At 70.1% G+C, this 13,238-nt stretch carries 13 protein-coding genes and 1 riboswitch; of the genes, 6 read left to right on the top strand and 7 right to left on the bottom strand.

What is annotated here, in order from left to right; genetic code table 11:
* Positions 1-104: 104 nt before the first annotated feature.
* From cobA to ACYVDA_RS18295, 3 genes are all read right to left on the bottom strand, one after another.
* Complete coding sequence (gene cobA, locus ACYVDA_RS18305; protein ID WP_460819979.1) at positions 105-929, bottom strand: uroporphyrinogen-III C-methyltransferase; 825 nt, start codon at positions 927-929, stop codon at positions 105-107.
* A 316-nt stretch (positions 930-1,245) separates the two neighbouring features.
* A riboswitch (cobalamin riboswitch) is annotated at positions 1,246-1,381 on the bottom strand.
* 25 nt (positions 1,382-1,406) lie between these two features.
* Entirely contained in the window at positions 1,407-2,000 is a 594-nt protein-coding gene (locus tag ACYVDA_RS18300) for a histidine phosphatase family protein (RefSeq protein ID WP_460819916.1), read from the bottom strand.
* A gap of 98 nt (positions 2,001-2,098) precedes the next feature.
* On the bottom strand, positions 2,099-2,389 hold the full coding sequence (locus ACYVDA_RS18295; protein ID WP_460819915.1) for a response regulator transcription factor: 291 nt from the start codon (positions 2,387-2,389) through the stop codon (positions 2,099-2,101).
* 677 nt (positions 2,390-3,066) lie between these two features.
* Between ACYVDA_RS18295 and ACYVDA_RS18290 the strand changes: the two genes are divergently transcribed.
* The gene (locus ACYVDA_RS18290; RefSeq protein ID WP_460819914.1) at positions 3,067-3,978 is read left to right on the top strand and encodes an AraC-like ligand-binding domain-containing protein; all 912 of its coding nucleotides are present in this window, start codon (positions 3,067-3,069) and stop codon (positions 3,976-3,978) included.
* A 954-nt stretch (positions 3,979-4,932) separates the two neighbouring features.
* On the opposite strand, the gene ACYVDA_RS18285 is transcribed toward ACYVDA_RS18290, so the two are convergent.
* Together ACYVDA_RS18285 and ACYVDA_RS18280 are read right to left on the bottom strand one after the other, a co-directional pair.
* Positions 4,933-5,079: a hypothetical protein gene (locus ACYVDA_RS18285; protein WP_460819913.1), complete on the bottom strand. Its 147-nt coding sequence runs from the start codon at positions 5,077-5,079 to the stop codon at positions 4,933-4,935.
* Between the two features lie 412 nt (positions 5,080-5,491).
* Positions 5,492-6,922 (bottom strand): PAS domain-containing sensor histidine kinase, encoded by a 1,431-nt coding sequence (locus ACYVDA_RS18280; RefSeq protein WP_460819912.1) that lies wholly within the window; start codon positions 6,920-6,922, stop codon positions 5,492-5,494.
* Between the two features lie 493 nt (positions 6,923-7,415).
* On the opposite strand from ACYVDA_RS18280, the gene ACYVDA_RS18275 reads away from it, so the two are divergent.
* Positions 7,416-8,921, top strand: coding sequence for a sensor histidine kinase (locus ACYVDA_RS18275; protein WP_460819911.1), 1,506 nt, complete (start codon positions 7,416-7,418; stop codon positions 8,919-8,921).
* A 569-nt stretch (positions 8,922-9,490) separates the two neighbouring features.
* Here the strand turns inward: ACYVDA_RS18275 and ACYVDA_RS18270 are convergent.
* On the bottom strand, positions 9,491-9,910 hold the full coding sequence (locus ACYVDA_RS18270) for an Hsp20/alpha crystallin family protein (RefSeq protein WP_460819910.1): 420 nt from the start codon (positions 9,908-9,910) through the stop codon (positions 9,491-9,493).
* Between the two features lie 158 nt (positions 9,911-10,068).
* Between ACYVDA_RS18270 and ACYVDA_RS18265 the strand changes: the two genes are divergently transcribed.
* On the top strand, positions 10,069-10,488 hold the full coding sequence (locus ACYVDA_RS18265) for a DnaJ domain-containing protein (protein ID WP_460819909.1): 420 nt from the start codon (positions 10,069-10,071) through the stop codon (positions 10,486-10,488).
* Positions 10,481-10,816 (top strand): MerR family transcriptional regulator, encoded by a 336-nt coding sequence (locus tag ACYVDA_RS18260; protein WP_460819908.1) that lies wholly within the window; start codon positions 10,481-10,483, stop codon positions 10,814-10,816. Before ACYVDA_RS18265 ends, ACYVDA_RS18260 begins: the two co-directional genes overlap by 8 nt.
* Positions 10,817-10,990: 174 nt before the next feature.
* On the opposite strand, the gene ACYVDA_RS18255 is transcribed toward ACYVDA_RS18260, so the two are convergent.
* Entirely contained in the window at positions 10,991-11,494 is a 504-nt protein-coding gene (locus tag ACYVDA_RS18255) for a hypothetical protein (RefSeq protein ID WP_460819907.1), read from the bottom strand.
* Positions 11,495-12,027: 533 nt separating this feature from the next.
* Here ACYVDA_RS18255 and ACYVDA_RS18250 point away from each other — a divergent pair.
* Positions 12,028-12,759 (top strand): sigma-70 family RNA polymerase sigma factor, encoded by a 732-nt coding sequence (locus tag ACYVDA_RS18250; RefSeq protein ID WP_460819906.1) that lies wholly within the window; start codon positions 12,028-12,030, stop codon positions 12,757-12,759.
* Positions 12,756-13,070, top strand: coding sequence for a hypothetical protein (locus ACYVDA_RS18245; protein WP_460819905.1), 315 nt, complete (start codon positions 12,756-12,758; stop codon positions 13,068-13,070). The genes ACYVDA_RS18250 and ACYVDA_RS18245 overlap by 4 nt, the downstream gene beginning before the upstream one ends.
* Positions 13,071-13,238 lie beyond the last annotated feature (168 nt).

The raw sequence follows: 13,238 nt of genomic DNA, 5'->3' as shown, positions 1-13,238 counted from the left end.
CCAGTGTCTGGCTGAGCCGCCCGGTCGGGACCGGTCGGCATCACAGTGGCGGAACCGCCCCGGACTCGACCGGGTTCCTGCTCCACGAGACGTGTCCGGCCACCCTAGACGAGACCGGGCCTCCCGAGGTCGTTGCCGTGCCCACCGGCCGTTGGTCCGGGCAGCCGCAGCGCGGCGACCTCGCCGACGACGACCACGGCCGGGGCCAGGATCCCGTCCGACACGACCGCGGCGGCGATCTCCTCCAGTGGTGCGGTGACCACACGCTGCTGGGGTCGGGTCCCGTCGGCCACGACCGCCGCCGGCGTGGTGCCCGGCAGGCCGGCGGCGCACAGCGCCGACGCGATCGCCTCCAGGGTCCGCACCCCCATCAGGAACACGAGTGTGGTGCCGCTGCGGGCGAGCGCGTCGTAGTCGACGGTGGACTCCGGATGACCTGGCGGCACGTGGGCCGAGACCACCGTGAAGCCCTGGGTGAGGCCACGGTGGGTGAGGGGGATGCCGGCCGCTGCCGGAACGGCGATGCTGGAGGTCACCCCCGGGACGACCGTGGTCGGCACCCCCGCCGCGGCACACGCCTCCAGCTCCTCGAACCCGCGGCCGAAGACGAACGAGTCGCCCCCCTTGAGCCGCACCACGCGCCGACCCGCGAGCGCACGGTCGACCAGGATCCGGTTGATCTCCTCCTGGCTGGTCGAGCGGCCGAACGGGATCTTCGCGACGTCCACGACCTCGACGTCGGGTCGGGCCCAGGCCAGCGCCTCCCACGGCGCGAGCCGGTCGATGACCACCACGTCCGCCTCGGCGACGGCATCGCGACCCGCGACGGTCAGCAGCCCGAGCGCACCGGGTCCGCCGCCGACGAGCGTCACCGTTCCCCGGTCGGTGGCCGGTGCCGCGGTCGGACGCGGACGGGTCCGCGGACGCACGGTCAGGTCGGCCGCGACGAGCTCCTCGAGCAGGGGCTCCCGGCCCACCCAGGTGACCACGCCGCGGGCGGCGAGGTCCTCGACGTACGGGCAGACCGCGACGGCGTGCACCGTGACCCGGGCCCCTGCCCCCACCAGGCGGGCCACGTCGACAGCGGCGTGCTCGTCCCCTCCCAGCACCACCACGTGGGAACCACGGACGGGAAGCTGCACGTGACCGGTGAGGGACCCGGGCACGGGGTCGGGACGTTCGTCGTCCGGTGGCATGTAGGGCTCCCGCTCGATCTGCCGAACCAACTCAGGCGTCGACGGGTCGTCGACACCCGGGCACAGGAGCGGTTTCGGACTTCCTGCCGAGCAGGTCACCGCAGCGGGTCCTGTGCTGGAGTCCCACCAGCTTCCCTCGCCCCCAGGCTGAACGCCTGTGGGCACTCCCGTGCCAGGCCCACACCCTAAGGGTCGACGTCGTCGGTCCGGTCAGCCCCCGCCGCCCGCGGGCGTCAGCCAGGTGACGCCGTCCAGGACCCGGGCGACGGCTCCGTTGGGCACCTCCACCCACGGAGCCTCGTGCGGCAGCACCCCAGCCAGGCGGGCGACCACGGCCCGGATCGCGTCGCCGTGCGACACCAGGACCGAGACTCCACCGACCCGGTGGTGCTCGAGCGCAGCGCCCATGCGCTCGTAGACCTCCATCAGGCACTCCCCGCCGGCCACGGGCGCCCACGGGTCGGACCAGTCGACCGTGTCCGCGAACGCCCAGGTCTCCTCGTAGCTACGGCCCTCGAGATCACCGAGGTGCTGCTCGCGCAGCCGTGCGTCGAGGGTGACCCGGCCGCCCAGGTGCCGGGCGAGCACCTCCGCCGTCTCGACCGCACGGGTCAGGTCGCTGCTGACGACCCGGTGACCCCGGAGGCCCAGGCTGGCCAGGTCGTCGGCGACCACGACCGCAGCCCGCTCGGCTTGCTCCACCCCGCGCGCCGTCAGGCGCGGGTGGCGGGTCTGGCCCTGGGTGAGACGACGGACGTTCCACTCCGACTGGCCGTGCCGCACGAGGTAGGTCGGGTGCTCCACGGGAGCATCCTCACCCATCGCACGACACCGAGGACCCCAGGGACTCCCGCCGGGTGACGACCGACCGGGGTGGAGCCCGAGACAGGTGCCGCGCGTTCCTAGGAGCAGGCTCCAGCGGGGACGTACAGACCCATCCGTTGGGCTCGTACGGCCGCGAGCGTCCGCGAAGGGGCCTCCAGCTTGTGCAGCATGTGCTCCACGTGGGCTGCGACCGTCCGCGGTGCCATCACCAGCAGCCGGGCGATCTCGTGGTTCGTCGGCCCTGCGACCAGCTGGCCCAGGACCTCGAGCTCTCGCGGGGTCAGCCCGTGCAGATCCCCGGCTGGGGACAGCAGCGCCATGCCGATCCAGGTGCCGCGCGCCTCCTCGGTGCCGGCCAGGACCGTCACGCGGACGTGTCCGTCGGGCGCGTGCTGGCCACCTTGGGGGCCACAGGAACGACGTGTACGCATGGCCGCCACGAAGCGCCGCCCGGGCCGCGAGCAGCACGCCGGACCCCTCCTCCAGGAGGGGGTCGACACCGAGCCCGGGCAGCACGGTGACCTCGCCCTCGCCGCAGATCACCACCCCCGCCACCGCGCCCCTGACCACGCGGGCAGCCGCTGCCATCGACACCATCGGGTCGACCGCTCGGGCGATGAGGGGGGTCACCGCACCCAGCTCGTCGCGCGCCTGCCCAGTCGGTGGACCCTCGCTGGAGGACAGCAGGGCCAGGAAGCCCACGTGGCGTCGCCCCGGCACGAAGAGCCCGACTGCCAGCGCCTCGTGGTAGCCCGCCGGGACCAGGCACTCCGCCCAGGTCTCCAGCTCGTCCGCGGGATAGGGGAGGTCCGAGGGACTGATCGGGGGTTGGTCCTGGTCGGCTCCGGTCGCCTCGATGTCGCGGGCCATCAGGGGCCCGCTGAGGAAGTCCTCGACGTCGAGATCGAGCGACACGCCTGCCACCGACGAGTAGCTCGTCCCTCCGGGCGCGGCCAGGGAGAGCCAGGCAGAGTCGTAACCGAGGTGCCCGCACAGCTCGGTCAAGAGGGCGTCGGCGCGCTCGTGGAGGCTTTCAGGAGACGTGATGAACTGGGTGAGATGGACTACCCAGGACTGGTTCATGGCACTCCGTGTTCTGGACTCCGCGCCCGATCGGAACCGCGCGGGCCGTGCTGGTCGACCGGGCAGGTGCACCTTCCTGTCTGCCGTACCGCTACCCGCCGCGACCATCAGGACCCGGGGTCAGCACCGATCTCGCCGCTGCGGCATCGCGGCTCCGACCGGCGCGCCCAGCGTGGTGGAGCCGGTCCCCGCAGGGCAATCGGCAGAACTGCCGATCCGCACGAGTGGAGCTCGAGCGTTCGGCCCGTCAGAGGCGACGATCCGGGTCCGAGAAGCGGCCGAGGTCGAGCCCCACCCCTGCGTCCCCAGGGCTCGGTGCCTCGTGTGCGGGGGTGGAAATGCGCGATTGCCCTACAATTGCCGCGTATCGACACCCGTCCGGGAGAGGCTGAACCGCCCGTCACACGCAGGAACATCTCGGTGCCCCGTCAGGGACGCCGCAGGGAGACGGACCATCATGCAGGGCAAGGCCGCAGATCGCAGTGGCACCGGCGGCGGGATGACCGCGCACCCACCGACCCACGTGCAGCACGCCACCAACGACCGCGACGAGGCTGAGCGCGTGGTCACAGACCTCTACCTCCCCAACCAGCTCGAGCTCGCCCCCGACGACCAAGCGCTGGACATGACCGTGACGGGCTTGCGGGTGGGAGCGGTAACCGTGGGTCGGTTGACGTACGGACGTCAGGCGAGGCTGCGGACGGCCGACGCCCAGGACTTCCACGTCAACATCCCGCTCCGTGGCTCGGCGCTGTCCAGGAGCGGGACCGGCGAGCCGGTTGGGGTTTCGGCCAGTTCTCCCCGATTCGGCGACGGCCGCGCTGCTACGAGAACGCCTGCAAGTCTTCATCGCCCACCGCCAGGGCGACGCTAACCGACGGCTCGCTTGAAGTTCATCAGCAGGAGCCGAGGTCGTGCTCGTGCACTACCGCGCACATCCTTGGGGTCGGGTTGCCAACGGTCCCGCGGGGTTTCGGTCCGTGGTTTGCCGACGTGGTCGTTATCTAACCCGCTCGAGATTGCTGCGACCCGCGCATCCATTGCTGGTGGTTGCTTCGCAGCCAGCCGGTGTCCGCCGATGGCGGGTGCTCGTGTGCGAGTCACCAGGCGCGCACGACACCGGCCCAAGGTCGTACACGGCCCCGAGCGCGCTCCCCGGTAGGTTTTGACCCATGGACCCGAACAACGGCCGAATCCAGTCGCCTGACGCCGCGCGCATCGACTCCAGGGCCGATCTCCTCCCCGAGGAGCAGACTGCTGGCTCCGATGACCCACGCGCCCAGGCCGAGGCGATCCTGGCTGAGTCAGACGAGCGGACCGATGACCCCCAAGGCACTCAGCAAGAGTCAGCACAGATACCCGAGAACAGCCCCGCAGGGCGGGGTGAGCAGCCCTAACCTCATCGGGGCACCGGAGTGAATTCCCGTGGCCGCTCGGGCACGGCACCCCCGCCGTCCTTCTCCCCCGGCAGCCGTCACACGCGGGTGCGATGGTGCTGCACCGAGAACGTGTCAAGCTGACTCACTGGCGCACTCGCCTCTGGGCACAGGGACCGAAACCCACGCAACAGCAGACGGGCCGTACGCCGAGCAGGGCTCCGAGCTGCACGCCATGCGGAGGGTGCGTTCTCCCGGGCGCAGGGCGCAGATCATGGCCGGGACGGGTCGGCAGTGAACCACGGTGGCGGGACTCGTCCATGGGCACCGGCTAGGCACGGGCCGCAGGACCGTTTTGGGGCGCCATTCTCGGCTCGATCAAACTGCTGGCGTCCGGCTCAGGATGGGCCACGTCGACATCCCGGGCATCCGCGGCACCGCTCCCCACCGGCTCACGGCACGGTCGTCGTAGGGGCGCCCGGAGCCGTGGTCGGGAAGATCGGCGCAGTCGGGATCTTGCGGTTGATCTCGGTCACCTGGGCCAGGGTCTGCCGGCCCACGGCAAGCAGGGCGAGCTGGACCTGCTCGGAGCGCTTCAAGGTAGAGAGTGTGCTGACGGCCACGGCGAGGGCGCGTCGGCCCACGTCGAGAGTCTGACGGGCCACCTGAAGCGTCGTGCGCGCCAGCTCGACACCGGCTCGAACCCCGTCGACGACGGAATGACTTCCCCCGGTCGTGGGCGCTCGAGGCAGCTAGGCGTTGTGAGCGGAAACCTCCCGAGCGGTGCGGTGCGCGGCGTTCCGACCCCCACGCACGCTGTTCGACGCCGAGGGCCTCGGCCGCGTGGTGACGATCTGACAGTTCCGATGGCGCCAGCGCTGTCCGTGGTCAGCCACGAGCTGCGCACGCCACCGACCTCAGTCTCAACGGCCCAGGTTTGGCGTTGACACCTGCGCGAGCGGCGTACGCCAGTGGTGAGCGGAGCTGCACTTCGGGGCGGCGCGACCTGTTCTAGCCGTCGCCGGCGGCAGGCAACCGGATCTCGAAGACGGCACCCGCGCCGTCCTCGGGGTCGCGGTGCACCACCTCGCCACCGTTCGCGCGCGCCATCTCCCGGACGAGGTAGAGACCGAGTCCGGTCCCTGTGACCCCACCAACCGCGTCGGCCCGTGAGAACCGCTCGAACAACCGTGGGGCGAAGGCGGCCGGGACCCCCTCACCGTGATCCCGCACGCTGATCACCACGTCGTCACCGTCCTCGATCACCTGGAGGTCGTACGGCGCGGCGCCGTACTTGCCCGCGTTGACCAGGAGGTTGTCCATGATCCGCTCCAGGTGCACGGGGTCGACCAGGGCGTGTCGTCGTGTGACACCGGTCAGTGTGGCGTCGATGCCGGACTGGACGGCCAGGGCTTGCACGAGCTCGACCACGTCGACGGGGCGCGGACGGGTCACCAGCTGAGAGGACTCCACGGTGATGAAGCTCAAGACGTCGGCAAGCAGGGCGTCCACCCGCCGTCCTGCGCGCAGCGCCCGTCGCAGCAAGCCCAACGCTTCCGAGGCGTCGACGTCCCCCCACTCCTCGACCAGGTGCTCGAGATAGCCGTTCACGACAGCGATCGGCTGCCCGAGGTCGTGGCCCAGCACCGCGATCACGTCGGTCAGCAGCCGGTTGTGAGCGGCCAGCTCGTCGCTGAGGTGCTGCACCTCGGTCACGTCTTGCATGACGCCTCGCAGCATCAGGACCTCGCCCTCAGGTCCGAGCACACGGCTCGTCCGGCTGTGGACGTGCCGGACCACGCCATCCGGACGCACCAGACGGTAACTGCCCTCGTACTCCTGCCCCCGCACCGCGCTCTCCCGAAGCCCCGCGACGTGCGTGCGGTCCTCGGGGTGCACCAGGTCGAGGTAATCGTCCAGGCTGGGACCCGGCCCGTCGGCGGGGAACCCCAGCATGCGACGCAGCTCGGGTGAGAGGCGCAACGTCCGCGTGGCGGGCGCCACGGTGTAGCTCCCGATCCTGGCGAGCGCCTGCGTGGCGAGCAGGTCGCGTTCGGCCTCCACCTTCGCGCTGATGTCGGTGACCATCACGTAAAAGCCCTGCACACCGTCTGCGGTCACGTGCGGCACGTAGTGAGCCTGCGTGTGGCGCGTGTCCCCGCTCACGGTCACGACCGTCCGGTCGAAGACCTGCTGCTCACCGCGCAACGCCGCCTCGGCGTGCGGGCGATTGAGCGCGTACAAGCTCGCGCCGAGCACCTCTCGCAGGTGCATCCACTTCAGGTCGGCCGGTGCCAGCCCGAACCACTCCTCGTACGCCGCGTTCGCCATCACGTTGCGCTGGTCCCGGTCCCACAGGGCCACCAGTGCTGGCAACGTGTCGATCAGCGCCCGCCACCGATCGACCTCTTCCTGCAGCGACCGGGCACCAGCGCTCAGCACAGAGTCGTCACCGGGACACCACACCCGTCGTATCCGCCCACACCACTCACCGTTCCGCGTCCTGTGTCCTGATCTCGCCACCGGGTGTCGGCCGCGACGCCGGCCGGCTCACGAGCCCCGCGTCGACGTGCTCGAGCTCGCTGGAGCGTGAGTATGGAGCCCGGCGGAGCACCGCCTCTTCACCCCTGGGTGTGAGAGCCTCGGATTGGTGCCCTCCGGCCCGGTCCAGCCCACCCGTCCCTGGCTTCTCCTCGGCCCGGGCCACGGCTCGCGTACTGAGTCTGCTGATCGGCAACCCGTGCGTGGGACGAGTCACCTGTGGTGCCCGAAAGCGGCGCCAGATCGCAACGGGTAGCAGATACTAAACAGACTTAACGGACTCGCGTCCGCCCATCATGAGCGCGCACGAACTCGCGTCGCTGTCCCTTCGAGGGAAACGTCGCGATGGCGAGAGCACGATCCAGGCACGGATCCCGGCAAGACGAGGAGCGCGATGCAGTCGGTGACCGACACCTCCGACCTCTGGCGGCTCACGTGGGAACACTCGCCCATCGGAATGGCACTCGTCGACCTGGATGGCGCGGTCACCCAGGCGAACCACGCCCTGCACCAAACACTCGGGCACGACGTCGACAGCCTCGCTGCGCTCGGCTTCCAGGGCATCACCCACCCGGACGACCTCGAGGACGACCTCCGCCTGTTCGACCGGTGCGCACGAGGGGAGATCGACTCCTACCGACTGCTCAAGCGCTACTTCCACGCAGACGGACACACCGTGTGGGGTGACCTGTCGGTGGCCCTGGTCCGCTCACCCGACGGGACGCCGCTCCACCTGGTCTCCCAGGTCCTCGACGTGACCCAGCAGCGCGTCCACCAGGAGCACCTCGAGGCGGCCCGCGCGGCGCTGGAGCACGAGCACCAGACCCTCGAGGCCGTCTTCGACGCCGTCAACGTGGGACTGCTGCTGATCGGACCCGACGGTCGCTACGAGCGCATGAACCGCCGTCACCGGGCGACGATGCACCTGCCGTTCCCCGACGGCCACGCGGGGGCCGCTGGCCAGCTCGGGCAGGTCTACCACATCGACGGCACCACGCTGATGGCGCGAGAGGAGATGCCCTCCCACCGGGCAGCGGAAGGGGAGGAGTTCGACGACTACACCTACTGGGTGGGCCGCGACCACCACACCCGGGCCGCCTTCTCGACCTCGGCGCGCCAGGTCCGTGGACCCGGGGGCGAACGACTGGGAGCAGCCCTGGCCTACCAGGAGATCACCGAGCTGATGCACGCCCCGAGGATCCAAGACGAGTTCGTCTCCTCGGTGTCCCACGAGCTGCGCACGCCGCTGACCTCGGTGCTGGGCCACCTCGAGATGCTGTGCGAGCACCCCGACCTCCCTGCGGACGTCCTCGCGCAGCTCGAGGTCGTGCAGCGCAACTCACTGCGACTGCGCGCCCTGGTCTCCGACCTCCTCCACGTCGGTGAGGTGGGAGAGCGCGGGCTCCAGCTCCAGCCCGCCCCCACGAACCTGGCCGCAGTCGTGACCGAGGCCGTGCAGGCTGTGCAACCCGTCGCGCAGTCCTGCGGCACGACGATCACCGTCGAGGTGCCCGAGGAGTCGTGGGCGGTCCTCGACGAGCACCGGGTCCGCCAGGTCCTGGACAACCTGCTCTCCAACGCCGTCAAGTACGGCGGTGACGCAGGCTCGGTGCGGATGGTGCTACGGGACCTCCCCGACCAGGTCGAGCTCGAGGTGCGCGACGCCGGCCCGGGCATCGCCCCCGGCGAGGTCGATCTCGTGTTCGGCCGCTTCTTCCGTGGCGGCGATGCCCTCGAGCGGCAGATCCCCGGCACCGGCCTCGGGCTCAACATCGTGAGGTCCATCGTCGACGCCCACAGCGGAGGGATCACCGTGACGAGCGAGATCGGCCACGGCACCACCTTTCGAGTGACCCTCCCCCGCGAACCCGGCCCACCCGGTCCCGTCACGACCGACTGACGTGCTCGACGCCGCTCATCGGCACCCGCGGGCATTCCCTCTAGGACAGAGAGCGACGCCGTCGCGCATTCTGAATGACCCAGTCGTGGTGCGGGAGCGGTCCATCGCCGAGCCGGCGACCGCCGCCGACGTCGACCACATGGGCGGGCCCAGCACCGCGAGCACCCCCTCCTGGCCCCACTGGTGGGCTGCGCGTCACGCAGCCAGGAACGCGAGCACTTCGGGCACGAACTCCTGGTGGTGCTGGAACACGCGCCGTGGCCGGAGAGTTCGGGGGGTTGGGGCCGCGGGCGTTGGCGGGAGGGGCCGGCCTCCTGCCGGGCCCTCCCGCCGATCCGCTCCGAGCGGCTCAGCGTGTGCGCTGCTCGGGTCCCCGTTGTCCGCCTCCGCTGGCGACGAGCCGTGCCAAGGCTCTACGGAGGGTTGCGCTGGCGGTTGTGACGCTCTGCGCGGTCTTGCTGGCAAGTGCCCGCAGTGCATCGCGTTCGCCGGGTCGTGCTGGCATGACCACCTCCTGTCCTGATCCCACGGTGGCCGGACACCGGCTCGCCGAATTGCGGTCGCTCCGCTCAGGCGCTGATCTCCTTGGCGGAGTCCCCTGCGGTGATCTCGACCCTGCGCGGCTTGGCCTTCTCCGCCACGGGGATGCGCAGGGTCAGCACACCGGCGTCGTAGTTCGCGGTGAGCTGGTCGGCGTCGAGTGTCTCGCCCAGGAACAACTGGCGACTGAACACGCCGTAGCTGCGCTCGTCGACCATCCGTTCCGCGTCGCCAGCTGGGGGCTTGCGTTCGGCGTGGACGGTGAGCACGTTCTGCTCCACCGTCAGGTCGATGGAGTCGACCGAGGCACCGGGCAGGTCGAGGTGGACCACGAAGGAGCCGTCGTCTCGGTACGCCGTCATCGGCATCACGGCCGGACGGGCTCGAGTTCCGAGCATCGCCTCGGTGAGACGGTCGAAGTCACGGAATGGATCGGTGCGCATCAGCATGAGCTCTTCCTCCTCACATGTCGCTCTGAAGTTGGGATCTGAGGCCACTGTGGCTTCAGGTAATCTGCTGTTGCTATTTCAGATTTTCTCTCTCTGTGCAACGATGTCAAGAGGTCACACTCAAGTTTCTTCAGGCATCACGCGGACGGCAGGCTGGGATGGACAGCAGACGGATCCAGGCGTTCGGGGTCCTAGGGATCCCCGCGGACAGCGACCAGGATGCAGTGGCGCACGCCTACCGAAGGCTCGCCCGCGCCACCCATCCCGACGTCTCGGACGACCCCGACGCCGCTGACCGGTTCGCCACGGTCGCCGCGGCCTACCAATTGGTGTCCGAGCCTCCCGGAACAAGGTCGATTCCCGTACGCATCCACGCGCCAGCCCCCGCCGATGAAGGCTGGGCGCAGGCACCTGTCCGCGTCGAGGGCGGGTCAGGTGTCCCGGTGCGTCTCGGCTGGACGACGCCGGTGCCGACGATCCTGGGCGGGCGTCGCGGTGGGACCGCTCCGATCGTGGCTGGGCCGGCGTGGGTCCAACCCTCACGACGTCGCGTCGACACGGAGGTGGACGGTGGTTGATCTGGGCGCCGACCGCGCACTGTTCTCGATCTCGGTCGCGGCGGAGGTGACCGGCGTGAACCCCCAGATGCTGCGCGTCTACGAGCAGAAGGGCTTGCTCGAGCCGCACCGCACCGAGGGCGGGACCCGTCGCTACAGCGGCCAGGAGCTGGAACTGATCGGTGAGATCACGACGTTGCTCGCGGCCGGCCTCAACCTGGCCGGCGTCGAGCACGTGTTCAGGCTCCGCGCCGAGAACCTTCGCCTGCAGAGGGAGGTTGACCGGCTCCGCCGCCGGCACCTCGCGGCCGCGACCACCGAGGCAGACGGGCCATCCTCCGGCAGGTGACCGAATGGGTGAGATTGCCATCGTGCCGCACCGGCATCGACGTGGACGGACTGCTCGCACTGGCCGTGCCCCAGCACGCCGCGCAACTACTGCTCACAGGCCGTGCTTCAAGCTGCGACCCGCGGGCACCCCTGACCTGCCATGCGTGCAGCGTCCTGCGTGAACCACGATGCATCATTCGTCCGCCGCACTCGGCTGGGTAGCGCCGCCTGTCTCGCGCTCGGACGGTGGGACCGCCTCGTGGTGCGCGCGCCCGCGCGTCCGATGAGTCTCCTTCAGCTCCGCCTCCCACAAGTGGCGCCTGCCCTGCACCAGAGCCTCACGGGCCAGGCGTTCCAGGTCCCGCCACGCAGCCATGTAGTGGTCGTCGTACTCCTCGACCACCTGAAACGTCCAACGGCCCTCGATGACGTTGTGTCCCACCAGCTCGTGCTCCACCCGGTCAGCGAGCTCGGTGTGCCCCGCCGCGCGGAGCTGGTCCACCGCCTCGCGCAGCTGGGTGTCGCCGGTGCCGGTCAAACGGTGCCACTGGTACAGGTGGCCGCGGGCCACCTCGACCGTCTCGAGGGCACGGGTGAAGGTGTCGACGGCCTCCACCGTCGCGTCCTCCACCCCGTCGGGCCGGCGGTGCTCCTGCGTCGGACCGTCCGTCATGATGACCTCCTCCTCGACAAGCATGGGTTGCTCAGTAAACCCCGACACCTGCAACCCCTGCGCTACGCACGACAGGAGCCCCGTCTACAGACGGCGCGATAGCGCGCCGGTCGACGACGCTTGGACCCCCACCTCGGTATTCCAGGCCGTTGGTCAGGGCGCCCACGCCCGAACCGACATCTCGGGCGGCCGGGGAGTCCTCGTGCCCGGCGTCCAGGGCCAGGCACTGCCCCATTCCCCACACCGGGCCACCTGTCGGGTCGCGACCTGGGGTTTGGTCGTAGGGGGGGTCTCGTGGTTACCGTCGAACCGCATGTTGACCACCCCGGAACCGTGAAGCAGGCGGCGGATCCAGGCCCCGGCCCACTGCAGACACCGGTGCGGCCTAGCGCGGACGCTGTCCGCACCCGACACGAAAGGCGTGTCGCATGACGTCTCCACACCCGCTACCTCCCACCGACCGGGCGACCGGCACCCGCCCGATCAACGCGGCGCCACCGCGTACCCCACTCAGCGAGCGGCACCGAATCCACCGTGATCGCGACGCAGTCCACAGCGTGGTGGTTGCCCTCGCATCATGTGAAGATCCCACCGTCGAGGCTGAACTCCGCGACGAGCTGGTCCGGCTGCATCTCGAGTGGGCCACCTCCATCTCGGTTCGCTACCGCCACCGCGGTGTGGACCGCGAAGACCTGCGCCAAGTCGCACACCTCGGTCTCCTCAAGGCTGCCCAGCGGTTCGACCCGATGGCTGGTCATCCGTTCGTCTCGTTCTGCACCCCCACCATCCGTGGCGAGCTTCGCCGACACTTCCGTGACAGCGGGTGGATGGTGCGCCCGCCGCGCCGTGTTCAGGAGCTGCAACCACAGCTGACGCGGGCCACCGAGGCTCTGGTGGGCGACCTCCACCACGAACCCTCCGACCACGAGTTGGCCGACCATCTCCGGGTGCCCCTCGAAGACGTGCGCGAGGCTCAGAGCTCCACCGGGTGCTTCACACCGAGCTCCCTCGACGCTCCCACCGGTGGAGACGACGGCAACGCCACCCTCGTCGACATCCTCGTCGACCCCGACGACGACCAAGCGCGGGCTGAGGCCCGCGTCGTCCTCGCCCCGCACGTCCGCGACCTCACACCACGGGACCGTCGGATCGTGCAGCTGCGCTTCTTCCTGGGGCTGACCCAGCGCGAGATCGCCCAGGACATCGGCGTCACGCAGATGCAGGTGTCTCGACTGCTCGGGCGAATACTGTCGCAGCTGCGTACCAGCATCGGTCAGGTCAACGCATGATCCGCCCGTACGACCTCTTGAGCGCAGCGCTGGTACCGGCACGATCGCCCTCGGATGTGCTCCGCTCGGTGGAGTGCGTGGCGTCGCAGGCGGGACTCGACGCATGGCGTTCAGGCGCCGAGCAGTTGAGCGTGCGCATCCGGGAGGCATCGAGCCGCACCGGCCGTCACGGCGTGATCCAGGCGCGGCCCACCGAGCAAGGAACGGCGCTGTCCCTGGCACCGGCCTCGCCCGAGGTCACCGAGGTCTGGACCGAGGATCACCTTCGTCGCATCTGCGACGTGGTCAACTGCGCCGCGTCCTCCTCCTGACGACCCATCCGTTGCACGGGCCAGCAGAACGATGTTCACGCTCGCCGAGCGAAACGATGCTCTCGGGCATGGGGAGCCGACGCGGTGGGCGGCATGACGGGCAGAAGACGGTCGACTGCTGAGACCGGGCAACACCCAGCAACCTCGGACCAGCACCTTCACCCATCT

This window comes from Nocardioides korecus (genome assembly GCF_054778395.1).
This window is presented reverse-complemented; position numbering and strand designations above follow the sequence as displayed.

What these genes read in the sequence shown, in the direction of transcription:
- ACYVDA_RS18290 (WP_460819914.1), top strand. Translation starts at nt 3,067, where the DNA reads ATGAACTGGGTGAGATGGACTACCCAGGACTGGTTCATGGCACTCCGT.
- ACYVDA_RS18275 (WP_460819911.1), top strand. Translation starts at nt 7,416, where the DNA reads ATGCAGTCGGTGACCGACACCTCCGACCTCTGGCGGCTCACGTGGGAA.
- ACYVDA_RS18270 (WP_460819910.1), bottom strand. Translation starts at nt 9,910, where the DNA reads ATGCTGATGCGCACCGATCCATTCCGTGACTTCGACCGTCTCACCGAG.
- ACYVDA_RS18265 (WP_460819909.1), top strand. Translation starts at nt 10,069, where the DNA reads ATGGACAGCAGACGGATCCAGGCGTTCGGGGTCCTAGGGATCCCCGCG.
- ACYVDA_RS18255 (WP_460819907.1), bottom strand. Translation starts at nt 11,494, where the DNA reads ATGCTTGTCGAGGAGGAGGTCATCATGACGGACGGTCCGACGCAGGAG.
- ACYVDA_RS18245 (WP_460819905.1), top strand. Translation starts at nt 12,756, where the DNA reads ATGATCCGCCCGTACGACCTCTTGAGCGCAGCGCTGGTACCGGCACGA.